This is a genomic window from Cupriavidus sp. 01L415, assembly GCF_056400065.1.
The window spans coordinates 16,414-38,780 of the sequence record NZ_JBFTSP010000019.1 but is presented as its reverse complement, the minus strand read 5'-3'; the positions used below and the strand labels follow the sequence as shown (position 1 = coordinate 38,780).

General features: G+C 66.1%; 20 protein-coding genes. 12 read left to right on the top strand and 8 right to left on the bottom strand.

The features are described from left to right. Positions 1 to 424: 424 nt before the first annotated feature. Entirely contained in the window at positions 425 to 2,356 is a 1,932-nt protein-coding gene (locus AC1DOX_RS22260; RefSeq protein ID WP_441617525.1) for a DEAD/DEAH box helicase, read from the top strand. A 186-nt stretch (positions 2,357 to 2,542) separates the two neighbouring features. On the opposite strand, the gene AC1DOX_RS22255 is transcribed toward AC1DOX_RS22260, so the two are convergent. Next, positions 2,543 to 3,799, bottom strand: a complete 1,257-nt coding sequence (locus tag AC1DOX_RS22255) for an SUMF1/EgtB/PvdO family nonheme iron enzyme (protein ID WP_441617417.1) — start codon at positions 3,797 to 3,799, stop codon at positions 2,543 to 2,545. Positions 3,800 to 3,916: 117 nt separating this feature from the next. Further along, positions 3,917 to 5,014 (bottom strand): L-histidine N(alpha)-methyltransferase, encoded by a 1,098-nt coding sequence (egtD, locus tag AC1DOX_RS22250; protein ID WP_441617415.1) that lies wholly within the window; start codon positions 5,012 to 5,014, stop codon positions 3,917 to 3,919. A gap of 559 nt (positions 5,015 to 5,573) precedes the next feature. Here egtD and AC1DOX_RS22245 point away from each other — a divergent pair. From AC1DOX_RS22245 to AC1DOX_RS22235, 3 genes are all read left to right on the top strand, one after another. Further along, complete coding sequence (locus AC1DOX_RS22245) at positions 5,574 to 6,275, top strand: TerC family protein (protein WP_441617413.1); 702 nt, start codon at positions 5,574 to 5,576, stop codon at positions 6,273 to 6,275. A gap of 139 nt (positions 6,276 to 6,414) precedes the next feature. Continuing rightward, a complete protein-coding gene (locus AC1DOX_RS22240) occupies positions 6,415 to 7,209 on the top strand; it encodes a thymidylate synthase (protein WP_092134689.1) in 795 nt (264 codons plus the stop codon). Next, positions 7,206 to 7,706, top strand: coding sequence for a dihydrofolate reductase (locus tag AC1DOX_RS22235; RefSeq protein WP_092134691.1), 501 nt, complete (start codon positions 7,206 to 7,208; stop codon positions 7,704 to 7,706). Before AC1DOX_RS22240 ends, AC1DOX_RS22235 begins: the two co-directional genes overlap by 4 nt. Before the next feature lie 82 nt (positions 7,707 to 7,788). Here AC1DOX_RS22235 and pmbA read toward each other — a convergent pair whose 3' ends face one another. Continuing rightward, positions 7,789 to 9,156 carry a metalloprotease PmbA gene (pmbA, locus tag AC1DOX_RS22230; protein ID WP_092135432.1) on the bottom strand — a complete coding sequence of 456 codons (1,368 nt, stop codon included), beginning with the start codon at positions 9,154 to 9,156 and terminating at the stop codon, positions 7,789 to 7,791. A 57-nt stretch (positions 9,157 to 9,213) separates the two neighbouring features. On the opposite strand from pmbA, the gene yjgA reads away from it, so the two are divergent. Together yjgA and mog are read left to right on the top strand one after the other, a co-directional pair. Beyond that, the gene (yjgA, locus tag AC1DOX_RS22225; protein WP_304441178.1) at positions 9,214 to 9,819 is read left to right on the top strand and encodes a ribosome biogenesis factor YjgA; all 606 of its coding nucleotides are present in this window, start codon (positions 9,214 to 9,216) and stop codon (positions 9,817 to 9,819) included. Next, a complete protein-coding gene (mog, locus tag AC1DOX_RS22220) occupies positions 9,816 to 10,457 on the top strand; it encodes a molybdopterin adenylyltransferase (protein WP_441617410.1) in 642 nt (213 codons plus the stop codon). The genes yjgA and mog overlap by 4 nt, the downstream gene beginning before the upstream one ends. Positions 10,458 to 10,466: 9 nt before the next feature. On the opposite strand, the gene AC1DOX_RS22215 is transcribed toward mog, so the two are convergent. Together AC1DOX_RS22215 and orn are read right to left on the bottom strand one after the other, a co-directional pair. Next, positions 10,467 to 11,348: an AEC family transporter gene (locus tag AC1DOX_RS22215; RefSeq protein WP_441617408.1), complete on the bottom strand. Its 882-nt coding sequence runs from the start codon at positions 11,346 to 11,348 to the stop codon at positions 10,467 to 10,469. A 92-nt stretch (positions 11,349 to 11,440) separates the two neighbouring features. After that, positions 11,441 to 12,061 (bottom strand): oligoribonuclease, encoded by a 621-nt coding sequence (gene orn / locus AC1DOX_RS22210; RefSeq protein ID WP_441617406.1) that lies wholly within the window; start codon positions 12,059 to 12,061, stop codon positions 11,441 to 11,443. Between the two features lie 205 nt (positions 12,062 to 12,266). Between orn and AC1DOX_RS22205 the strand changes: the two genes are divergently transcribed. Genes AC1DOX_RS22205 through AC1DOX_RS22195 form a run of 3 tightly spaced genes read left to right on the top strand, consistent with a single transcriptional unit; the run spans position 12,267 to position 14,828 of the window. Further along, positions 12,267 to 13,517 (top strand): M48 family metallopeptidase, encoded by a 1,251-nt coding sequence (locus AC1DOX_RS22205; RefSeq protein ID WP_441617522.1) that lies wholly within the window; start codon positions 12,267 to 12,269, stop codon positions 13,515 to 13,517. Then, positions 13,514 to 14,479, top strand: a complete 966-nt coding sequence (gene rsgA, locus AC1DOX_RS22200; RefSeq protein WP_441617404.1) for a ribosome small subunit-dependent GTPase A — start codon at positions 13,514 to 13,516, stop codon at positions 14,477 to 14,479. Before AC1DOX_RS22205 ends, rsgA begins: the two co-directional genes overlap by 4 nt. 43 nt (positions 14,480 to 14,522) lie before the next feature. Beyond that, positions 14,523 to 14,828, top strand: coding sequence for a putative signal transducing protein (locus AC1DOX_RS22195; RefSeq protein ID WP_441617402.1), 306 nt, complete (start codon positions 14,523 to 14,525; stop codon positions 14,826 to 14,828). A gap of 60 nt (positions 14,829 to 14,888) precedes the next feature. Here the strand turns inward: AC1DOX_RS22195 and AC1DOX_RS22190 are convergent, their stop codons facing one another. Further along, positions 14,889 to 15,869 (bottom strand): CobD/CbiB family protein, encoded by a 981-nt coding sequence (locus AC1DOX_RS22190; protein ID WP_092134700.1) that lies wholly within the window; start codon positions 15,867 to 15,869, stop codon positions 14,889 to 14,891. A gap of 204 nt (positions 15,870 to 16,073) precedes the next feature. Beyond that, complete coding sequence (locus AC1DOX_RS22185; protein WP_441617400.1) at positions 16,074 to 16,772, bottom strand: pirin family protein; 699 nt, start codon at positions 16,770 to 16,772, stop codon at positions 16,074 to 16,076. A 154-nt stretch (positions 16,773 to 16,926) separates the two neighbouring features. On the opposite strand from AC1DOX_RS22185, the gene AC1DOX_RS22180 reads away from it, so the two are divergent. Then, entirely contained in the window at positions 16,927 to 17,850 is a 924-nt protein-coding gene (locus AC1DOX_RS22180; protein ID WP_092134704.1) for a LysR family transcriptional regulator, read from the top strand. A gap of 14 nt (positions 17,851 to 17,864) precedes the next feature. Continuing rightward, complete coding sequence (gene gluQRS, locus AC1DOX_RS22175; protein WP_441617397.1) at positions 17,865 to 18,791, top strand: tRNA glutamyl-Q(34) synthetase GluQRS; 927 nt, start codon at positions 17,865 to 17,867, stop codon at positions 18,789 to 18,791. Positions 18,792 to 18,861: 70 nt separating this feature from the next. Here the strand turns inward: gluQRS and AC1DOX_RS22170 are convergent, their stop codons facing one another. Then, complete coding sequence (locus AC1DOX_RS22170) at positions 18,862 to 20,358, bottom strand: DEAD/DEAH box helicase (protein ID WP_176860866.1); 1,497 nt, start codon at positions 20,356 to 20,358, stop codon at positions 18,862 to 18,864. Positions 20,359 to 20,696: 338 nt separating this feature from the next. Here AC1DOX_RS22170 and AC1DOX_RS22165 point away from each other — a divergent pair, with 338 nt between their 5' ends. Further along, complete coding sequence (locus AC1DOX_RS22165; RefSeq protein ID WP_441617395.1) at positions 20,697 to 22,337, top strand: alkaline phosphatase D family protein; 1,641 nt, start codon at positions 20,697 to 20,699, stop codon at positions 22,335 to 22,337. Positions 22,338 to 22,367: the final 30 nt, after the last annotated feature.

Genomic DNA, 22,367 nt, shown 5'->3' with positions numbered 1-22,367 from the left:
TCGCGCTGCAACATAATAATCGTTGTTCTGTTATACTCCGGCCCGTGAGTTTCGCACTGTGAGATCCGCTCCGCGCCCCCGGCACCACGCCATGGCGTATCCGCTGCCTCCCAAGCTCTGCTCCCTGCCTCTGTCTCCTCTTAAGCCGTTTCTGATGACAGGTGTTGGCCAGAACGCTCCGCTCACCTGACGTCGCCTCGTCTCCGATCCTGATGAACAGCCTGAATCTCTGCGCTGTTTGCCTGCCAGGGAACAACGGCCGGTTGATGCACTGACCTGTCGCCCCTGCCTGCCGCCGTATTGCCAGCTGAGTCTGTCGTACGGCCTACCGATTGGCGCCGAAGCCTTTTTTAAAGACTTTGCACTGCGCCCGCCCCTTTGCGCACACATGCCCTGGGGTGCCATGCATTTTTATACCTACGACATGACCCAGCACGATTTCCGTGCGGAGCAATCTTTTGCCTCCGCCAGCGATTCTTTTGCCCCCGCTACCGACGCAACCGCCACGCCCGCTGCCGCCACGAGCCCGCTTGACAAGCTCGACGCCATGCTTAACGGCGACGCCGCGCCGGCCGTGACCGAAGCGACGGAAAATGGCTTCGCACACCTTGGCCTGGACGCTGCCATCCTGCGCGCCCTTTCCGAAGTGAACTACAACACGCCGACGCCCGTCCAGGCGCAGGCCATCCCCGCCTTCCTGGCCGGCCGCGACCTGCTGGTATCCAGCCAGACCGGTTCGGGCAAGACCGCGGCGTTCATGCTGCCCGCGATCCAGCGCATTTCCGAGAAGCCGGCCCCGAACCGTCCGCGTGCCGACGAACCCGTCAAGCGCATGAAGGGCAAGCGCCCCCGTCCGGCTCCGGCCCAGCCGTCGCTGCTGGTGCTGACGCCGACGCGCGAACTGGCCCTGCAAGTGACCGAGGCCGCCGCCAAGTACGGCCGCCACCTGCGCCGCATCGTGTGCGCTAGCATCCTGGGCGGCATGCCCTACCCGAAGCAGCTGGCCATGCTGGCCAAGATGCCGGACATCCTGGTTGCTACGCCGGGCCGTCTGCTCGACCACATCGACGCTGGCCGCATCGACCTGTCCGCGCTGGACATGCTGGTGTTCGACGAAGCCGACCGCATGCTGGACATGGGCTTTGCCGATGACATCGACGCGATCGTTGCCGCCACGCCGGCCACGCGCCAGACGCTGATGTTCTCCGCAACGCTCGACGCCCGCATCGCCCAACTGGCTTCGCGCCAGCTGCGCGACCCGCAACGCATCGAGATCGCCGCCGCGCGCGCCGACCAGAGCCACATCGAACAGCGCCTGCACTTCACCGACGACATGTCGCACAAGGAGCGTCTGCTGGACCACCTGCTGCGCGACGCCACGCTCAAGCAAGCCATCGTCTTCACCGCCACCAAGCGCGATGCGGATTCGCTGGCCGAGCGCCTGTCGGACACCGGCTTCTCCGCCGGCGCGCTGCATGGCGACATGACCCAGGGCGCGCGCAACCGCACCCTGACGGCCCTGCGCCGCGGCAATCTGCGCGTGCTGGTGGCCACGGACGTGGCCGCTCGCGGCATCGACGTGCCGGACATCACCCACGTGGTGAACTTCGACCTGCCGAAGCAAGCCGAGGACTACGTGCACCGTATCGGCCGTACCGGTCGTGCCGGCCGCTCGGGTATCGCCATCAACCTGGTGAACCACGGCGACATGTTCCAGTGGAAGCGCATCGAGCGCTTCACCAACAACCGCCTGGACGCATCGGTGATCGAAGGCCTGGAGCCGCGCCGTACGCCCAAGCCGCGCTCGAACTTCGGCGGCAAGCCGGGCGGCCGTGATGGCTTCCGCGGCAACAGTGGTGGTGGCTATCGTGGCAACAATGGCGGCGGCTACCGTGGCAACACCGGCGGCAGCGGCGAACGCACCTTTGGCGATCGCAAGTTTGGCGGCGGCGAAAGCCGTGGCTTCGGCGACCGTGGTGGCTTTGGCGATCGTGGCGGCTTCGGCAACCGCGAAGGCGGCCGCACCTTCGGCGACGACAACCGTGGCTTCGGTGACCGTGGCAATGCTGGCTTCGGCGACCGTGGCAATGGCGGCAATGGTGGCTATCGCGGCCAGACGCAAGGCCAGGGCCAAGGCCAGCAACGCGGCTTCGGCGGCGAGCGCAGCGCCGGCGATCGTGGTGGTTTCGGCAACCGCGACGGCGCGCGTGGCTTTGGCAACCGTGAAGGCGGCCAGGGCGCCCAGGGCGGTCAGCGCGATGGCAACCGCGGCTTCGGCGATCGTGGCGAGCGCACCTTCGGCAACCGCGAAGGCTACGGCGCCCAGCGCAACAGCCGTTCGCGCTACGAGCGCTAATCGCCAGGCAGCATAGACAAAGGGCACCCTCGGGTGCCCTTTTCTTTTGCCTGCAGCCTTGTCAGCAAGATTGACATCGGTGCCCGGCGCAGCGGGATTTACAGTGGAAAGCCGCCCGCGCCACTAGCCGAAATAGCCGCCGCCGCGTTCCTCGATGTCCGCTGCCGGTGACCGCCGCCCGCCAGCTCAGACCGCGCAGGACCGGAAGCCCACAAACGAGACATCGTCCTCCGGCAGCAATGCCATACGCGCCCGCGTATGCCGCTGACGCGCCGGACTTGCGAACGACACGCCTCGCACCGCCTGATGGGTGCCGAAGCGCCCCACAATCTCGGCATCCGCCGGCTGCGCGACAAACCCTGCGTAGGGCTCGTACGGCGTGGCGGTCCATTCTCGCAACGCGCCCCAGTTCAGGCCGCGATTCTGCGTGGCCGCGAGCTCCCATTCCACTTCCTGAGGCAGCCGTCGCCCGGCCCACACGCACCACGCTTGCGCCTCGAACAACGTCACGTGGCGCACGGGCTCGTCCGGATTGAGCGTACGCTCCGCACCGAAGCGAGAGACCATCCACGTCCGGTTGACCGGATGACGGGACCAGTAGCGCGGCGCCGAGCGCTCCTGCGTCATCAGCCACTGGCGGCCGGCAGCCGACCACCATGCGGGATGCTCGTAGCCGCGGTCTTCCACGAACTCCAGGAACTGCGCGTTGGTGACCAGCGCCGCGTCCATTTCGAACGCCGGCACATAGGTCGGCTGCGGCGGCACTTCATCGGGCAGCGCGAAGCCATCGGCATCGGACCAGCCCTGCATGAAGCGGCCGCCCGGGAAATGCAGCGTGCCGGCGTTGACCACCGAGACCGACGGCCCCACCGATGCGGGCTCCGCTGGCACCATGCCCAGCGACTGCAGCAGCGTGGCGATGGTTTCGCCCTGCGCGTCTTCATGGAACAGCGCGCGACGGAAGGGATAGAGCGTGGCGTCGCCGTCGTCCGGTAGCAGCGCGATGCGACGCAGCAGGCCGTCGAGCACCTGCGCGGCGTATTGCTTGACGCGCCCGACATCAGGCAGCGCGATCTCCCAGCGCTCGTCCGGTCCGATACGCTCCGGGTCGAACCATTCATCCGCACCGTCGAGCAGCGATGGCTCGCTGGCCACCGGCAGCCGCAGGCCGCCCCGTTCGAGGTGTCTCACACCGCGCAGGCACCACCATTCGGCATGCCATGCAATATGACCGAGCGTCCACAACGGAGGATTGCAGTCGTACTGGCGCGTCACGGTCCAGCCGCGCCGCGTCTGGCCAAATGCGGCCAGCCAGGCAAGCGTGCGGTTGCGCGACTCCACCAGTGCCTGCGCCAGCCCCTCGCGCGGCAGGCGGCGCGCATCGGCCCACGATGCCTTGCCGCCTGTGAAGTGAAGATCGGGAAGCATGGAGAAGCCGCTCATCGAAGATTCCGTGAGAGAGGGTGGAAGGGAAGCCGGGGTCACCGGCTGCGCGCATTATGACACCTGCGCGACGATGGCCTCTTCCCCCTGCCGGCCCTGCGGACTCTCCGTGCCGGCTCAGCCCCGCGCGTGAAATACTGCGAACCACCCTTGCGGATCCGTCCAGCAGACCGGGTCCGTGAAGCCGGCCGATTCCAGCAGCAGCGAAAAATCCCCAGGCCGGTACTTGTACGAATCCTCGGTGTGGATCCGGTCGCCGGCGGCAAAGCGACGCTCGCCACCGGGCCAGCGCACGGTCACGTCACGCGTGGCCTCCAGATGCATCTGGATGCGCGACGCCTGCCTGTCGAAGCTGGCCGCGTGACGCCAGTCCTCGAGCGCGAAGTCACTGCCGACGATGCGATTGAGGTTGCGCAGCACATTGCGGTTAAAGGCCGCGGTCACACCCAGTGCATCGTCATAGGCGGCCACGAGCGTGTCGGCATCCTTGTAAAGATCCACGCCGATCAGCACGCCGTCGCCGCGCCCCGCTGCCGCGCGCAGACGCTGAAGCAGGCCCAGCGCGTCTACCGGCGCGAAGTTACCGATGCTGGAACCGGGATAGAAGAACAGCTTGCGGCCGCGCCTGACGCGGTTGGGCAAATCGAGCGGACCGCAAAGATCGGCCCCCAGCCCGAGCATCGGAATTTGCGGGTTCTGCTGCTGCAGGCACGACAGCGTGCCGCGCAGAAACTCCACCGAGATATCGAGCGCCACGTACTGCGCCGGCTGCAGGCTCGGGAACAGGCGCGATGCCTTCTCGCAATTGCCTGCGCCCAGGTCGATCAGCACGCAGCCGCTGCCGGCGCGGGCGGCGATGGCCTGCGCCGCGCTAGCGAAGATCGACGCCTCCGTGCGGGTCGGGTAGTACTCGGGCAGGTCCGTGATGGCTTCGAACAGGCGCGAGCCCAGCACATCGTAGAAAAACTTGGGGCTGATGCCCGGTTCGGGCCGTGTCAGTCCCGCCACGATCTCGGCCCGCAGCGCACCGCTGTCCTCGTGGTATTGCTGCACGAACTCCGGCTGCGGCGCTGTTCCGGCGGCCGGCGCATAACCGTTGCCAACGACGATGCCGGCGGTCGGCTCGGGCGTCAGTTCCAGGGAGGCGTCGTGGTGGTTGTGATTGGGTTGGTTTCGGGGGCGGGATGGGTTCAGCGGTGTCGTAACGGCCGGCATGACGTTTCCTTGTTGTCGATGGGCACTACGTGAATCCCCAATGACCGCCCGCGGCTGCGTCGGGCGGCTGGCGGCGGGGTGCATTCCTGTCCTGTCCGAAGCACACCGGCCGGCGCCAATCCAACTAGCATAGGAGGATAAATTTATGCGTGCAGGATGCTTTGCATCGGCTTACAAACTCCCCCGGGCCTCATCGCAACGTCATTTGTTTCATACATTTGAACGCGATGATGGCGATGCAACATTTCTTCTCGCACTTCGCTTATAATCCGCCCCAGCGCGACCGCCACCCGATATTGCGGCAGTCGCGTCCCTTCAAAGGGGAGTAGCTTGGGGGCCCATGCCCTTAGCACAATCGTCATTCCGAGACGCTCGCTCGTCTCCGGTTGTGCTGACCCTGGCGCGCATTCCGCGCCAGTGTGTCGAGCAAGACCTTTGCAACCTGGTTTCACGGTTTGCAAAGGACGCCCCAAACCTCCGGTGCTCCGCGATCCCAGGCGAAACAAAAGCCCCTTGCAGGCCAGATCGGCCCGCAGCTATTCGCACTTGAGGAGAGTTCATGGAGTGGTTCACCGATTTGTTCACGATGCAGTTCCTGACGGCGCTGCTGGCGATCGTCGTCATCGATCTGGTCCTGGCTGGCGACAATGCCATCGTGATCGCCCTGGCGGCACGCAGCCTGCCCCAGCACCTGCAGAAGAAAGCCATCATCTGGGGTACCGTAGGTGCCGTGGTCGTACGCTCGGCAATGACCGTCGGCGTGGTCTGGCTGCTCAAGATCCCCGGGCTGCTGCTCATCGGCGGCGTGGCGCTGGTCTGGATCGCCTACAAGCTGCTGGCGGCCGAGGAAGACGGTGACGAGCACGGCGCGGGCGCCAGCACGCTGGTCGGCGCGATGAAGACCATCATCATCGCCGACGCCGTCATGGGCGTGGACAACGTGCTGGCCGTGGCCGGTGCCGCGCACGGCAGCTTCCTGCTGGTGGTGCTGGGCCTGCTGATCAGCATCCCGATCGTGGTCTGGGGCTCGAGCCTGGTCCTCAAGCTGATGGGCCGCTTCCCGGTCATCATCTACCTGGGTGCCGGCGTGCTGGCCTTCACGGCGGTGAAAATGATCGTCAGCGAGCCGCTGGTGAAGGAATTCTTCGCCAGCCAGCCCGTGATCTACTGGGGCCTGTATGTGCTGATCGTCGGCGGTGTGCTGGGCGCCGGCTACCTGACGCAGAAGCGTCGCACGCCGGCCACGCAGGAAAGCCACTGATGCCGGACTGCCAAGCAGTCCGCATGACGCAACAGCCGCCCTTCGGGGCGGTTTTTGCTTTTCGGGCAAGGTCTGTCTTTCAGGCTAAAATCCCCGCTTGCGGCCCAAGCGCCAACATCACTTTCCCCCATCCGCGCCGATGAAACAGTACCTCGACTTCATGCGCCATGTGTACGAGCATGGCACCGAAAAGGCCGATCGCACCGGCACCGGCACGCGCTCGGTGTTTGGCTACCAGATGCGCTTCGATCTGAACGAAGGCTTCCCGGTGGTCACCACCAAGAAGCTGCACCTGAAGTCGATCATCCATGAACTGCTGTGGTTCCTCCAGGGCTCGACCAACGTCAAGTACCTGCAGGACAACGGCGTGACGATCTGGGACGAGTGGGCCGACGCCAACGGTGAACTGGGCCCTGTCTATGGCTACCAGTGGCGCGCATGGCCGACACCCGACGGCAAGCACGTCGACCAGATCGCCGACCTGATCCAGCAGATCCGTAACAACCCCGATTCGCGCCGGCTGATCGTCTCCGCCTGGAACGTCGGCGAGATTCCGCAGATGAAGCTGCCGCCCTGCCACGCGTTCTTCCAGTTCTACGTGGCCGACGGCAAGCTGTCGTGCCAGTTGTACCAGCGCAGCGCCGATATCTTCCTGGGCGTGCCGTTCAACATCGCCAGCTACGCACTGCTGACGCACATGATCGCGCAGCAGACCAACCTGGGCGTGGGCGACTTTGTCTGGACCGGCGGCGACTGCCACGTCTACAGCAACCACTTCGAGCAGGTGGAAACCCAGCTCGCGCGCACGCCGATGAAGCTGCCGACGCTGCAAATCAAGCGCAAGCCGGACAGCATCTTCGACTACAAGTACGAGGACTTCGAACTGGTCGGCTACGAATCGCACCCCGCGATCAAGGCGCCGGTGGCCGTATGACGCTGCTGACCCTGATCGTGGCGCGGGCCCGCAATGGCACCATCGGCCGGGACAACACCCTGCCCTGGCGCCTGCCCGAGGACCTGCAGCACTTCAAGCGCACCACCATGGGCGCGCCGGTGATCATGGGCCGCAAGACCTGGGATTCGATTGGCCGGCCGCTGCCGGGCCGCCGCAACATCGTGGTGAGCCGCAACCAGGACCTGAAGCTGGAAGGCGCCGAAGTGGCGGCATCGCTCGAAGATGCGCAGCGCCTGTGCGTCGGCGTGGAGCAGGTGTTCCTGATCGGTGGCGCGCAACTGTACGCGGAAGCGCTGCCGAGCGCTGACCGGCTGATCGTGACCGAGATCGATGCCGACATTGCCGGTGACGCGTTCTTCCCTGCGGTGGACCGTGCGCGATGGCTGGAGGCGGCGCGGGAGACGCATCACTCGGCGGCCAACGGCTTCGACTACGCGTTCGTGACCTACGAGCGGCCGCCCTCGGGCGAGGAATAAGCGAAAGCCAGTCACTCGCAGGCGCCCCAAAAAACAAACGGCACGGTTCACACCGTGCCGTTTCTGTTTGTCGTCCCGCAGCCTAGTTGCCGGCGATCGTCATCTGCTCGATCAGGATCGAACCGGTTTCCTTGGTGCCGCGCACCAGCGCGTCGGCACCCACGGCCACGATCTGCTTGAACATCTCCACCATGCTGCCGGCAATCGTGATCTCTTCCACCGGATACTGGATCACGCCGTTTTCCACCCAGTAACCCGACGCGCCGCGCGAATAGTCGCCCGTCACGTAGTTGACGCCCTGCCCCATCAGCTCCGTCACCAGCAGGCCAGTGCCCATTTTCTTCAGCATGCCGGCGAAATCATCGCCTGGCTGCGTCAGCGTGCTGCTCAGCGTCAGGTTGTGCGAGCCGCCCGCGTTGCCGGTGGTCTGCATGCCCAGTTTGCGTGCCGAGTACGTCGACAGGAAATAGCCTTCCACCACGCCGTCGCGCACCACGTCGCGCTCGTGCGTGCGCACGCCCTCTTCGTCAAACGGCGCGCTGCCCATGGCACCCGGTACGTGCGGCTGCTCGTGGATCTGGATGTGCGGGGCAAATGCGGCCTTGCCCAGCGAGTCATAGAGGAACGTGGACTTGCGATACAGCGCGCCACCCGAGACCGCCTGGACGAAGGCGCCCAGCAGGCCGGCCGCCAGCGGGGCTTCGAACAGCACCGGGCACTTGCGCGTGGTCAGCTTGCGCGCGTTCAGGCGCGCAAGCGCGCGCTCCGCGGCGTAGCGGCCGATGTCTTCCGGCGCGGCCAGTGTCAGCGGCGACCGCTTGGACGAATACCAGTCGTCGCGCTGCATGCCGCCGCCCGAACCGGCGATCGGCGCGCAGGAGATGAAATGGCGCGAATACGGATAGCCGCCCGAGAAGCCGCGCGAGGTGGCCAGCACGAACTGCGAATGCTGGGCCGATACGCTCGCGCCGTCACTGTTGCGGATCTTGGGCGACACGGCAAAGGCGGCGGCTTCGGCGCGACGGGCGATGTCGATGGCCTCCTCGGCATCCACGGTCCACGGGTGGAACAGGTCCAGGTCCTGCGGATCGCGCTCCAGCAGCTCTTCCTCGGCCAGTCCCGCACAATCGTCCTCGGCGGTGAAGCGGGCGATGTTGTACGCCGCCTCGGCCGTGGCGCGCAGTGCCGCCGGTGAAAAGTCCGACGTACTGGCATTGCCGCGGCGCTTGCCGATCATGACCGTCACGCCCACGACCTTGTCGCGGTTCTGCTCGATTGTCTCCACCTGGCCCTTGCGTACCGTCACCGACAGGCCGCTGCCTTCGGATATTTCGGTGGCGGCGTCCGTCGCCCCCAACTCGCGTGCCACGCGCAGCACATCGGCCGCCATGGCCCTGAGCTGATCCTGGGAATAGGTGAAATGCGCGGTCGGTTCGGCAATCTGGTCCATGTGGGCGGGCGTCATCAAAAGTCCAAACGGGAATCATAGCAAGATAAAATGCCGCCTATGACGCGAAATACCCGTAGCACCTCCAATTCTCATTTCCCGGGCGGATTTGCCCCGGAGCCGGACGACGACCTGCCGAAGAGCAAGTCGCAGAAAAAGCGCGACATGACGGCGCTGCAAGACCTGGGCGCCGAACTGGAAGCCCTGCCGCGCGACCGGCTGGCCCGCGTGCCGATGCCCGAAGCCCTGGCCGATGCCATCGGCCAGGCCCGCAAGATCACCAGCCATGAAGGCAAGCGGCGCCAGATGCAATTCGTCGGCAAAGTCATGCGCGGGCTGGACGACGATGAGGTGGATGCCATCCGCGCCGCGCTGGAGGGCTTCAAGGGCACCAGCAAGGCGGAAACCGCCCGCCTTCACCTGATCGAACGCTGGCGCGAACTGTTGCTGGCCGACGACGCGGCGCTGACCAAGTTCCTTGGCGAGCACCCGGGCGTGGACGTCCAGTCGGTGCGTAACATCATCCGCAATGCCCGCAAGGAAAGGGAACAGGCTCGACCGCCCAAGTACTTCCGGGAGCTGTTCCAGGCCATCAAGACCGCGCTGGAAGATACCGATGCCGGCGCGTCCCCTGAATCCGCCCCTGCACCGGAGCCCGAGGCATGACCCAGCCGCTGAACGCACCCGTTTCCCGCAACCATCCCGACGAGCTGGTGGTCGGTTTCGTATCGATTTCCGACCGGGCGTCGTCCGGCACCTACCAGGACGAGGGCATCCCCGCCCTGCGCAACTGGTTCGGCCGTACGCTGACGTCGCCCTGGCAAGGCGTGGAACGGCTGATTCCGGATGAAAAGGCGCTGATCTCGCGCACGCTGATCGAACTGGTGGACGTGGCGGGGTGCGACCTCGTGCTGACCACGGGCGGCACCGGCCCGGCGCGCCGCGATGTGACGCCGGAGGCCACGCTGGCCGTGGGAACCAAGGAAATGCCGGGGTTCGGAGAGCAGATGCGGCAGGTCAGCCTGCACTTCGTGCCGACCGCGATCCTGTCGCGCCAGGTGGCGGTGATCCGCGAGACACCGAGCCGCGCCGCGCTGATCGTCAACCTGCCGGGCCAGCCACGCGCGATCCGCGAGACGCTGGAAGGCCTGCGCGATGCCGACGGCAAGTCGATCATTCAGGGGGTATTTGCCGCGGTGCCCTATTGCATCGACCTGATCGGCGGCCCCTACATCGAGACCGACGAAGCCGTGGTCAAGGCCTGGCGCCCCAAGAACGCGGTGCGCACCCGGCCGGCCGCCTGACGGCCGTGATCACCTGAGGCCGAGGTAGAGTCCCAGCGGGATGAAAACCACGGCCGCGATATTGCCCAGCAGCACGATGGAGGCCACCTGATCCGGCTCCTGCCGGAAGTGGTCGGCCACCAGGAAATTCAGCACCGCCGGTGGCAGTGCCGCGAAGACGAACAGCAGCCCGCGCTGCAGGTCGCTCATCGGCACCCACCAGGCCAGCGGCAACGCCACCGCGATGCCGGCCAGCGGGCACACCGCGGCGCCCAGCATCCCCATCCCCCAGTTGCGCAGGCTCACGTCTTTCATCCGCACGCCCAGCGCAAACAGCATCAGCGGCACCGTGGCGTCGCCAAGCAGCTTGATCGATTCATAGACCGGTTGCGGCAGCGTGAACACCGGCCGCGCCAGCGACAGGGCCACGCCGGCCACCGTCGCCAGCACCATCGGGTTGCGCGCGATCTGCGCCATCGACGCGTGCCGGTTGACGATCTTCATGCCGATCGTGAAGTGCATCAGGTTGGATGCCGCGAACAACGCCACGGCTGGCGCCAGCCCGGCCGGGCCGAACGCGAAGACCGACAGCGGCAAGCCCATGTTGCCGCAGTTGTTGAACATCATCGGCGGCACGAAGGTACGCGGGTCGGCCTTGGTCAGCCGCGCGACGATCCAGGCCAGGATGCCGGAGCCGATCACCACCGCCACGGCGCAGGCCAGCAGCACGAGCTGGTCGGCCAGCACGAATTCCTTGCTGACAAACGCCGAAACCACCAGCAACGGCGCGATCACGTCCAGCGTCGCGCGATTGATGCCCGCCATGTCCGGATGGGCGCGCCGCCCGTACAGCCACCCCACCAGGATGATCAGGATGACCGGGGTGATGATCGAGACGATACGGGTGAACATGGCGGGATGCGGGCGGCAGGAGGGCAGACGGCGTGGCGGCCCCGGCTTCCGGGGCTGCCCGCCGGGTTATTGTTCGATGCTTCGCTTGTGCCTCACGCGGCGGGCGCGTCCGGTGCGGCCGGAGCCGCGGCGGCAGCCTCGGCCGCCGACGACCTGATGAAATGCGTGCGGTAGTAGCGCAGTTCTTCCACGGATTCCAGGATGTCCGCCAGCGCCGTGTGCAGCTGCCGCTTGATGAAACCCTTGTGGATGGCCGGTTCCCAGCGCTTGCAGAGTTCCTTCAGCGTGGACACGTCCAGGTTGCGGTAGTGGAAGAACGACTCCAGCTTGGGCATATGGCGCGCCATGAAGCGGCGGTCCTGGCAGATCGAGTTGCCGCACATCGGCGACTTGCCGGCCGGCACCCAGCGCTTCAGGAAAGCCAGCAGTTCGGCTTCGGCCTGGGCTTCGGTCAGCGTGGAGGCCTTGACCTTGTCGATCAGGCCCGAGCGGCCGTGGGTGCCCTTGTTCCAGTTGTCCATGGCGTCCAGCACGCTATCTGGCTGGTGGATCACCAGCACCGGCCCCTCGGTCAGGATATTCAGCTCGGCGTCGGTGACCACCACCGCCACTTCGATGATGCGGTCGGTGTCCGGCTGCAGACCGGTCATTTCCATGTCCAACCAGACCAGGTTGTTTTCACTTTTTACGGAGGTGGCGGCGGGGCTTGTCATCTGGCGGTACGGCTCGATATGGGGTACGGAAGGGGAAATCGCGAACCAGCGCGAATTCAGCGCAATCGTCCGGGCAGGCACCCGGCGCGAACAACTTATAATTCTCGCATATCCGCCCCGGATGGCCGCCCGCGCACATTGCGAGAAGCCAGCCGGGCATCGTTTGCGCGCCGTGGCCGGCGCGGTCCCCGACAAGGCCTTGCCGATGTTCACAGTGATCTTTCTTGCCGCCCTGGTCGTCATGGTGCTGACCAAGCTCTGGCTCGCCGCCCGCCAGGTCCGCCATGTGGCGCGCCACCGCGGCGCCGTGCCCGCCCGCTTTGCCGACACCATCACGCTGCCCGCCCACCAGAAAGCGGCCGACTACACGATTGCCCGCACGCGGCTGTCGATGCTCGAGGTGCTGGCCGGCGCCGCCGTGCTGATCGGCTTCACCATGCTCGGCGGCCTGCACTTGCTGAACCAGTTCTGGCTGCGCATATTCGACGGTGGCGGCTATTTCTACGGGGTGGCGCTGATTGCCAGCGTCGCGCTGATCGGCGGACTGATCGACCTGCCCTTTTCGCTCTACGGCCAGTTCGGCATTGAACAACGCTTCGGCTTCAACAAGATGACCTTCGGCCTGTGGCTGGCGGACCTGATCAAGATGATGGCCGTGGCCTGCGTTCTGGGCCTGCCGCTGCTGCTGGCTGTGCTTTGGCTGATGGAGCGGGCCGGCCCCTACTGGTGGGTCTGGACCTGGCTGTTGTGGATGGCGTTCAGCCTGTTGTTGCAGGTGATCGTGCCGACGTTCATTGCTCCGCTGTTCAACAAATTCGAGCCGCTGGCCGACGAAGGCCTGCGGCAGCGCATCGAGGCGCTGCTGCGCAAGTGCGGCTTTGCCAGCAAGGGGTTGTTCGTGATGGACGGCAGCAAGCGCAGCGCCCACGGCAATGCCTATTTCACCGGCTTTGGCGCCGCCAAGCGCATCGTCTTCTTCGACACCCTGCTCTCGCGGCTCGATGGCGAGGAGGTGGAGGCCGTGCTGGCGCACGAACTGGGCCATTTCAAGCGCCGCCACGTGGCCAAGATGATTGCGGTCACGTTTGCGCTGTCGCTGGTGTTCCTGGCCCTGCTGGGCTGGCTGGCCACGCGGTCCTGGTTCTATACGGGCCTGGGCGTGCTGCCGAACTTCGGCACCAGCAACCACGCGCTGGCGCTGGTGCTGTTCTTCCTGACGCTGCCGGTGTTCACGTTCATCCTGGGGCCGCTGGCCAGCCAGTCGTCGCGCCGGCACGAATTCGAGGCTGACGAATTCGCCGCCCACCAGACCAACGCCAGCCACCTGGTATCGGCACTGGTGAAGCTCTACAAGGACAACGCGTCCACGCTCACGCCAGACCCGCTCTATAGCGCGTTCTATTACTCGCATCCGCCCGCTGCCCAGCGGATCGATCGCCTGCTGGCGCACGCATGAGCCGCAACGCACGCCATCACAACGCCGGCAAGGGCACCGGCGTCAATACCGAATCGGCACTGATCATCGCAGCGCATGGCCGCCACTACGTGGTGGAACTGGGCGACGGCACGCGCCTGCATGCCTTCCCGCGCGGCAAGAAGAGCGATTGCGCTGTCGGCGATCACGTGCGCGTGGAATCCGCCGCGGCGGACCAGTGCGTGATCACCGCCGTCGACGCGCGCAAGAATCTGCTGCATCGCTCGGACCAGTTCAAATCCAAGCTGCTGGCGGCCAATATCGATCAGGTCATCATTGTGCTGGCCACCGAGCCGAGCTTCTCCGAGGATCTGCTGGGCCGCGCCCTGGTGTCCGCCGAGGCGCTGGAGATCCGGCCGCTGGTCATCCTCAACAAGACCGACCTGACCGGCCGGCTCGATGACGCACGACGCAGGCTGAAGCTCTACCAGGACCTGGGCTACGACACGCTGGAGCTATCCGTCCACGGTCGCCCGGAGGAGGCCCTGGCAGCGCTGCAACCGCGCACGGCTGGGGTGTCGAGCATCCTGATCGGCCAGTCCGGCATGGGCAAGTCGTCGCTGCTGAATCTGTTGATCCCGGGCGTGGAAGCGCAGACGCGCGAAATCTCGGCCAAGCTCGATTCCGGCAAACACACCACGACGTTCACGCGGCTGTATCACCTGCCGGCGGGCTGGGCCACCCTTGACGGCCGCCCCGGCTATCTGATCGACTCGCCGGGCTTCCAGGAATTCGGCCTGCACCACCTGAGCGAAGGCATGCTGGAGCGCGCGTTCCCAGAGTTTCGTCCACGCCTGACCGAATGCCGGTTCTACAACTGCCACCATGTGAACGAGCCCGGCTGCGGCGTGCTGTCAGCGATCGATGGCGGCGCGATCTCCGAACGCAGGCACCAGCTCTATACGCAGTTGCTGCACGAGTCCCGGCAGCAAAAACCCTGGTAGTCCGTGGTAAGGTTGGTGCACCTGCCTGAAAGTTCGCGCCATCATGAAACTGCTGCTGAGGACGCCGTCGCTGGTGCATGCCGCGCACTGCGAAAACCTGCTGCGGGCCGCGGGAATCCGGGCCGAATTGCGGAATACGTGGCTCGCCGGCGCGACCGGCGATATCCCGTTCCAGGAAAGCGCTCCACAGGTGTGGATTGTCGACGATGCCGCCGAGGCCGACGCATGGGCCGTGCTAAATGCCGCCGCCAACCCCGCACCGGGGCCACGCTGGCAATGCCGTCACTGCAAGGAATGGCACGAGTCCCAATTTTCGGCATGCTGGCGTTGCGGCGCGCAGCACGAATAAAAAAAAGCGCCACGTGGCGCTTTTCTATTGAAGCGATCGCTGGATCGGCTGCCTGGATGACTAGCCCACCCAAAGCGCCAGCGAGATCATCGCCAGCAGCAGCATCCACAGGATGACGGCACGCCAGACCAGGCCGACAGCCGATTGCAGCGTGCGCACGCCGGGGTCCGCGCCGAATTCCGGGGGCACCGGTTCCGAGGAATCCGCCATGCCCGGGGCATAGTCCACGCCCGCCAGGCTGGTGCGCAGCATCACGCTGGAATCGTCCTCGGCCAGCGGCGCTCCGAGCCGGACACCCAGCGCCCCGCCGCCGCTCGCCAGCAGGATGCCATTGACTGCATCGTTCCATTTGCGGGCGTGATTGCGCCACGCATAGACCGCATCCTCGAAATTCCCGACGATGGCAAACCCGATTGCGGTCAGCCGCGACGGCACCCAATCCAGCACGTAGAACGCCTGCGCGGCAAAGCAGCCCAGCGCCGGGCTGCGTTCGTTGGATGGGGTATTCCATTGGCGGCTCAGGAACTCGGCGGTGCGGTACAGCACCACCCCGCCGGGCCCGATGGGCACCAGGAACCAGAAGAACACGCCGAAGACGTGGCGGTGCACGGCAATGATCGCAGCTTCCAGCGTGTGGCGGACAATCTCGCTGACCGGCATCTCCACGGTATCCAGCCCGGTCCACTCGTGCAGGAGCGCGCGCGCCGTGTGTGGGTCGTCGCGGTTCAGCGCCTCGTGGATATCGGTGAAATAGTGGCTGAACTGGCGGAAGCCCAGGGTCAGGTACAACAGCAACACGTTCCAGGCGAGCGTCAGCGCCACGCTGATCGATGCGAGCAGATAGTGCACGACCACGGCGGCCAGCATCAGCGGCACCACCACGGTCAGCCACGCCAGCGCGGCATCTCGCGGGCGGCCCGTGTCGAAGGCGTGTTCGGCACGATCGCCCAGTACGCGCACGATGTCGTAGATGGGGTTATTCCGGCCCAGGGCACGGAATTGTTCGGCGATCAGCGCCAGGAGAATAGAAACAAAGGTCATCTCGTGACAGAAGCAGGGGCAGCGGCGAAGTGCCGCGCCGGTCGCATAGCGGTATTGTCAGACGATAGCATAGCGTCACGCCGTGTCGGCATTGCAAAAGACCTGTAAGCGGTCGTAAGCAAAAAAAAGCCCGCCGGGTTGCCGACGGGCTTTGGTCGTCCCCGGCCACTGGCGACCGGGGACGGATAGCACTTGCCAAACGCATCAAGGCAGGTCGAAAACCAGCACCTCGGCATCGCTGCCCTGCGACAGGCTGATCGCATCGACATCTTCCACCCGGGCGGCATCGCCGGCCTCGAGCGCCCGGCCGTTCACCGACACGCGGCCGCGGGCCACATGGACATAGGCGCGGCGGCCCGGGGCGAGGTTCAGCGTGGCGGATTCGTCGCCATCGATCAGCCCGGCGAAAATCCGGGTGTCCTGATGCACGACCACGGAGCCCTCGGCGCCATCGGGACTGGCCACCAGGCGCAGCTGGCCCCGCTTGTCGGCCACCTCGAAGCGGCGTTCCTCGTAGCCCGGCTCGATCCCGAGCTGGTTCGGCATGATCCAGATTTGCAGGAAGTGCGTCGTATCGTGCGCCGCATGGTTGTATTCCGAGTGCCGCACACCCGTGCCGGCGCTCATGCGCTGCACGTCGCCGGGGCGGATCACGCTTCCGTTACCCATGCTGTCTTTGTGGGCCAGCTCGCCTTCCAGCACGTAGCTGATGATCTCCATGTCACGGTGGCCGTGCGTGCCAAAGCCCATGCCCGGCGCCACGCGATCCTCATTGATCACACGCAGCGGCCCGAACTGGATATGGTTCGGATCGTAGTAATCGGCAAAGGAGAAGCTGTGGTATGACTTCAGCCAGCCATGGTCCGCATAACCGCGCTCTCCAGACTTACGGATTTCAATCATTTTGATGGCCCTCCTTGTGGCCTCTGCACTGCCCCTCCGGCCTACCATTCGGGCTCGGGCTTGGGTCAGTGGCGTTTCGATGCTAGGCAGTTTAGGGGCGCAGGAGTATATTGGCGGGCACCGCGTTAGAAGCACTCGTTCAGAATTTCTGAATATGCCACTCTCCCTAGAATCCCTTGAAGTCCTTGATGCCATCGAGCGCAAGGGCAGCTTTGCCGCCGCCGCCCACGAGATGGGCAAGGTGCCCTCCGCCCTGACCTACGTGGTCCGCAAACTGGAAGAGGACCTGGACGTCCTGCTGTTCGACCGAAGGCGCCACCGGGCCGAGCTGACGCCGGCAGGCCGCGCGCTGTTGGACGAGGGCCGCCACCTGCTGCACGCGGCCGACGACCTGGCGCGCCGCGTCAAGCGGCTGGCCACGGGCTGGGAGGCCAACCTCAATATCGTCGTGGATGATCTGGTCAATTTCCGCGCCCTCCTGCCGGTGATCCAGGACTTCTATGCCGAGAACACCGCCACGCGGCTGCGGTTTTCGAAAGAGGTGCTCGGCGGTGCGTGGGACGCGCTGGTCAGCAACCGGGCGGACCTGATCATCGGCGGCGCCTACGAAGCCCCGAGCACGCAGGGCTTCCAGGTGCGGCCGCTCGGCGCCATGCCATTCGTGTTCGCCGTGGCCGCTCACCATCCGCTGGCGACGGAGGAAGGTCCGCTGACGACGATGCAGATTGCCAAGCACCGCATCGTGGCCGTCGGCGACACCTCTCGCAACCTGCCCGCGCGCACCCACGGCGTGCTCGCAGGGCAGGACGTGCTGGTGGTACCGACCATGCGCGACAAGCTCGAAGCGCAGATTCGCGGCCTGGGTTGCGGCTGGCTGCCGGCACCGATGGCACAGCCTTATATCGAAAGCGGCGTGCTGCAGGCACGCGAGACCGTCGAAATCCGCGCACCGGGCAACTTCAAGGTGGCCTGGCGCACCAGCACGCGCGGCAAGGCGCTGCAATGGTGGACGACCAAGCTGGAGGATCCCCGCCTGGCGCAGGCGCTGGTGCTCCAACCGGTGGGGCAATCCGACTGACCTGGCGGCGTCGTATGTCGCAAATGCCCACGCCGCGCTCCCCGTCGCACCTTCCGACACGCTATCGCGGCCGCTTCGCGCCCTCGCCTACCGGCCCGCTGCACCTCGGCTCGCTGGTCACGGCGCTGGCCACCTGGCTGGACGCCCGCGCACATGGCGGCGACTGGCTCGTGCGAATCGAGGACATCGACTATCCGCGCTGCGTGAGCGGTGCGGACGCCGACATCCTGCGGACGCTGGAGACCCTCGGCATGCATCCCGACGAGCCGCCGGTCTGGCAGAGCCGCCGCGAAGCGCTCTACGCCGAAGCGCTGCATCGGCTCGATGCCAACGGCCAGCTCTACCCGTGCGGGTGCTCGCGCAAGGAGATTGCCGATTCGCTCGTGCATGTGCGGGAGCGCCATCAGACGCTCGGCTATCCGGGTACCTGCCGCAACGGCCTGCACGGCAAGCTGCCGCGCGCATGGCGCGTACGCGTGCCCGATGGCCCGGCAGCGACGATCTGCTTCGACGACCGCTGGCAGGGCCGCCAGTGCCAGGATCTGGAAACGGAGTTGGGGGATTTCGTCCTGCGCCGGGCCGATGGCCTGTGGGCCTACCAGTTGGCGGTGGTGGTCGATGACGCCGCGCAGGGCATCACGCATATCGTGCGGGGTGCCGACCTGCTGGATTCCACGCCGCGGCAAATCCATCTGCAACATCTGCTGGGGCTGCCGACACCCGCCTACCTGCACGTGCCGGTGGTGGTGAATGCCGTCGGCGAGAAACTCAGCAAGCAAAGCGGCGCACAGGCAATCGACACCTCCGCGCCGCTGGAAGCGCTGCGTGCGGCGGGCGCACACCTGGGCATCGTCAACGGCGAATCGACCATTCCCGAGTGGCTGGCGGCGGCGACCGAACAATGGTCGATGTTGCTTCGCCAGCCACAGGCCCCTCGCTGACATCCGACAGAAAAAGAAAAGGCACCCGAGGGTGCCTTTCTAGCATCGTCGAGCCAGTCGGCTCAGACCATCACGACTTGCGCGGTGCGCCGCCCAGCAGTGCGGCGACGGGCCGCTTGGGCAACTGACGGCCACGGGCGAGCGCGGCGGCCAGTTGTTCCTCGGCCGGCTGCGTCTGCGCATGGCTGCTCGACGGCTCATATGGACGCGAGAAGAACGGGTCGTCCGACGGACGGAACGCCTGGCGGTTGTTCGACTCCGTGCGACGGCGGCGGCCTTCGCCATCACCCTCGCCAGCTTCGCGCGTCCGGCGCACGTCGGTGCGTTGGCGGCGACGATCGGCATCCTCGCTGCGCGCACGCTCGCCGGTCGGGTCAAAACCCTCCAGCGTGCTGCGCGGAATGCTGCGCTTGATCAGCTTCTCGATATCGGCCAGCAGGCGTTCGTCGCCGCCCGGCACGAAGATCGACAGCGCGTCGCCGCTGGCGCCGGCTCGGCCCGTACGGCCGATGCGGTGCACGTAGTCTTCCGCGCTATAAGGCAGGTCAAAGTTGATCACGCACGGCATGTCGGGGATATCGAGGCCACGGGCCGCCACATCAGTGGCCACCAGCGCGTCGATCGAGCCGTTCTTGAAGCCGTCGAGCGTCTGCATGCGCTCGGTCTGCGTCTTGTCGCCGTGGATCGCGGCGGCGTTGATGCCTTCGCGCTCCAGGTGCCGTGCCAGGCGTGAGCAGCCGATCTTGCTGTTCACGAACACGATGCACTGGCGGGAGGTTCCATTCGTGGCACGCTGCTTGAGCAGGTGCACCACGGCGGCCTGCTTGTGGCCGTCCTCGACGGAATAGACGGTCTGGCGCACGTTCTCGTTGGTCGAGTTGCTGCGCGCCACTTCGATCGTCACCGGCTCCTTCAGGTAGCTGGAGGCGAGTCGCTTGATTTCGGTCGAGAAGGTCGCGGAGAACAGCAGCGTCTGACGTTGTGCCGGCAGCAGGTTAATGATGCGCTGCAGGTCCGGCAGGAAACCCATGTCGAGCATGCGGTCCGCCTCATCCAGCACCAGCATCTGCACTTGCGACAGGTTCACCGACTTCTGCTGCACGTGGTCCAGCAGGCGACCCGGCGTGGCGACCAGGATTTCCACGCCGCGGCGCAGCGCATCGGTCTGCGGGTTCATGTCCACGCCGCCAAACACCACGGTGCTGCGCAGGTCCGTATGCTTGGCGTAGCGGGCGACGTTGTCGTAGACCTGATCCGCCAGTTCGCGCGTGGGCGTCAGCATCAGCGCGCGCACCGGGTGACGCGCCGGCGAAGCACTGGCATTCGCCATCGGCAGCAGGCGCTGGATGATGGGCAGTGCAAAGCCGGCGGTCTTGCCGGTGCCGGTCTGTGCGGCGCCCATCACGTCCTTGCCCAGCAGCACCACGGGAATGGCTTGCGCCTGGATCGGCGTCGGCTTGGTATAGCCCTGGTCGGACAAGGCGCGCAGGATGCGCGGATCCAGCCCGAAGCTCTCGAACGTCTGCTCTGCTGCTGGGGTCTGGTCTGGGGTGGTCGTCATCGTCATGGTTTCGGTGTCGTTGCGGGAGGCGATGCCAGCGCAAACGGACACGCGTCTCGAACTGATCGGCAAGTGCGCCGGCCGGCCGGAGTGGCAGGCGGGGCCGGGGTTTCCGGCCTGAAGCGGCGTCAGGCGATCAATTGCCTAGAAAATCAAAGACTTGGATTCTACCATCAGTGCCCGGACGCGGACATGGCAGGCGACAGTATCCCCACATGGGATTTCAACGGCGTGTCACAAATGGCGGCCACCATGTCGCGCGCCGGACAAGTGCCGGCAGGGTCCCACCGATGACCCCCCAACCACAACAATCCCTGGTGCCGAACCCACTTGCGAGCCGCCCCATGACGACCGCCCCGCTTTTTCCCCAAGCCCCGTCCGACCTGGCGCGCCGCCACTTCCTGCGCACGTCGAGCCGCTTCCTGGGCCTCGGGGTCGGCATGAGCGCCCTCGGCCCCGCGCTGGCCGGCGCCAGCCAGCCGGCCACCCGGCCCGCCGCCCCTGCTGTCATGGCCTCCGGCCGGCCCGGCTTGCCCGACGGCATCCAACTGGGCGATCCCTCCGACGACGGCCTGGTGGTCTGGGCCCGTGCCGACCGCCAGGCACGCATGGTGGTCGAATACGCCACCGATGCGAGTTTTCGCAATGCCGCACGCATTTCCGGCCCGCTGGCCGGCAGCGAGGCCGATTTCACGGCCCGCACGCTGCTGACCGGCCTGTCGCCGGGACAGTCTTATTTCGTCCGCGTAGCGTTTGAAAACCCGGCCGAGCGCCGCGGCCTGGGCCCGTGGATGGACGGCAGTTTCCGCACCCCGGCGCTGACCGCCGACCGCCCCGTGCGCTTCGTCTGGTCCGGCGACACCGTCGGCCAGGGTTGGGGCATCAACCCGGAGCTCGGCGGCATGCGCATCTACGACGCCATGCGCCGCCGCAATCCGGACTTCTTCCTGCACAGCGGCGACACGATCTATGCCGACAGCCCGATCACGGCCGAGCAAAAGGCCGAAGGCGGCCGCATCTGGAAGAACCTCGTCACGGACGAAGTCAGCAAGGTTGCCGAGACGCTGAAGGAATTCCGCGGCCGTCACCGCTACAACATGATGGACGACAACGTGCGCCAGTTCGCGCGCCACGTGCCCCAGATCTGGCAATGGGACGACCACGAGGTGACCAACAACTGGTCGGCGTCGAAGGATCTTTCGGGCGATGCCCGCTATACGGAGAAAGATGTGCGTGTGCTGGTGGCACGCGGCCAGCGCGCGTTCCTGGAAAATGCGCCGATGCGCTGGCACCGCCAGGGCATGGACGAGCGCGTGCATCGCAAGATCGCGTACGGCCCGTTGCTCGATGTATTCGTGCTCGACATGCGCAGCTTCCGCGGCCCCAACGGCTACAACCGCGAGACGGTCGAGGGCGCCAACACGGCCTTCCTGGGCAACGCGCAGCTGGAATGGCTGATGGCGGAACTGATGGCGTCGCGCGCCACGTGGAAGGTGATTGCCGCGGACATGCCGATTGGCCTGGGCGTGCCCGATGGCAAGGACGCCGAGGGCCGCGCTAAATGGGAGGCCATCGCCAATGGCGACGGTCCGGCGCTGGGCCGGGAGCTGGAAACCGCGCGCCTGCTGACGCGCATCCGTCAGGCGGGACTGAAGAACGTGGTCTGGGTGACGGCCGACGTCCACTACTGCGCAGCGCACCACTATGCGCCGGAGCGCGCCGTGTACAAGGACTTTGATCCGTTCTGGGAATTCGTGGCCGGCCCGCTCAACGCCGGCAGCTTCGGGCCGAACCCGCTGGATAACACGTTCGGTCCGCGGATCGTGTTCCAGCGCGCGCCGACCGCCCAGAACATGTCGCCGTTCGCCGGCTTCCAGTTCTTTGGCGAGGTGAACATCGACCCGGCATCGCGGGCTCTGACCGTGGACCTGCGCGACCTGAACGGGGTGTCGCAGTTCAGCCAGACGCTCCAGGCCCAGGCGTGATGCCGGCACCAGCCGCCAACACCCTCACCT

Coding starts and splice junctions, on each gene's coding strand:
- AC1DOX_RS22235 (WP_092134691.1), top strand. CDS start 7,206: ATGACGCTGCTGACCCTGATCGTGGCGCGGGCCCGCAATGGCACCATC.
- yjgA (WP_304441178.1), top strand. CDS start 9,214: ATGACGCGAAATACCCGTAGCACCTCCAATTCTCATTTCCCGGGCGGA.
- gluQRS (WP_441617397.1), top strand. CDS start 17,865: ATGTCGCAAATGCCCACGCCGCGCTCCCCGTCGCACCTTCCGACACGC.
- AC1DOX_RS22190 (WP_092134700.1), bottom strand. CDS start 15,869: ATGACCTTTGTTTCTATTCTCCTGGCGCTGATCGCCGAACAATTCCGT.
- pmbA (WP_092135432.1), bottom strand. CDS start 9,156: ATGGACCAGATTGCCGAACCGACCGCGCATTTCACCTATTCCCAGGAT.
- AC1DOX_RS22170 (WP_176860866.1), bottom strand. CDS start 20,358: ATGACGATGACGACCACCCCAGACCAGACCCCAGCAGCAGAGCAGACG.
- AC1DOX_RS22165 (WP_441617395.1), top strand. CDS start 20,697: ATGACGACCGCCCCGCTTTTTCCCCAAGCCCCGTCCGACCTGGCGCGC.
- AC1DOX_RS22180 (WP_092134704.1), top strand. CDS start 16,927: ATGCCACTCTCCCTAGAATCCCTTGAAGTCCTTGATGCCATCGAGCGC.
- AC1DOX_RS22260 (WP_441617525.1), top strand. CDS start 425: ATGACCCAGCACGATTTCCGTGCGGAGCAATCTTTTGCCTCCGCCAGC.
- AC1DOX_RS22185 (WP_441617400.1), bottom strand. CDS start 16,772: ATGATTGAAATCCGTAAGTCTGGAGAGCGCGGTTATGCGGACCATGGC.
- egtD (WP_441617415.1), bottom strand. CDS start 5,014: ATGCCGGCCGTTACGACACCGCTGAACCCATCCCGCCCCCGAAACCAA.
- AC1DOX_RS22195 (WP_441617402.1), top strand. CDS start 14,523: ATGAAACTGCTGCTGAGGACGCCGTCGCTGGTGCATGCCGCGCACTGC.
- orn (WP_441617406.1), bottom strand. CDS start 12,061: ATGACAAGCCCCGCCGCCACCTCCGTAAAAAGTGAAAACAACCTGGTC.
- AC1DOX_RS22205 (WP_441617522.1), top strand. CDS start 12,267: ATGTTCACAGTGATCTTTCTTGCCGCCCTGGTCGTCATGGTGCTGACC.
- AC1DOX_RS22215 (WP_441617408.1), bottom strand. CDS start 11,348: ATGTTCACCCGTATCGTCTCGATCATCACCCCGGTCATCCTGATCATC.
- AC1DOX_RS22240 (WP_092134689.1), top strand. CDS start 6,415: ATGAAACAGTACCTCGACTTCATGCGCCATGTGTACGAGCATGGCACC.
- AC1DOX_RS22255 (WP_441617417.1), bottom strand. CDS start 3,799: ATGAGCGGCTTCTCCATGCTTCCCGATCTTCACTTCACAGGCGGCAAG.
- rsgA (WP_441617404.1), top strand. CDS start 13,514: ATGAGCCGCAACGCACGCCATCACAACGCCGGCAAGGGCACCGGCGTC.
- mog (WP_441617410.1), top strand. CDS start 9,816: ATGACCCAGCCGCTGAACGCACCCGTTTCCCGCAACCATCCCGACGAG.
- AC1DOX_RS22245 (WP_441617413.1), top strand. CDS start 5,574: ATGGAGTGGTTCACCGATTTGTTCACGATGCAGTTCCTGACGGCGCTG.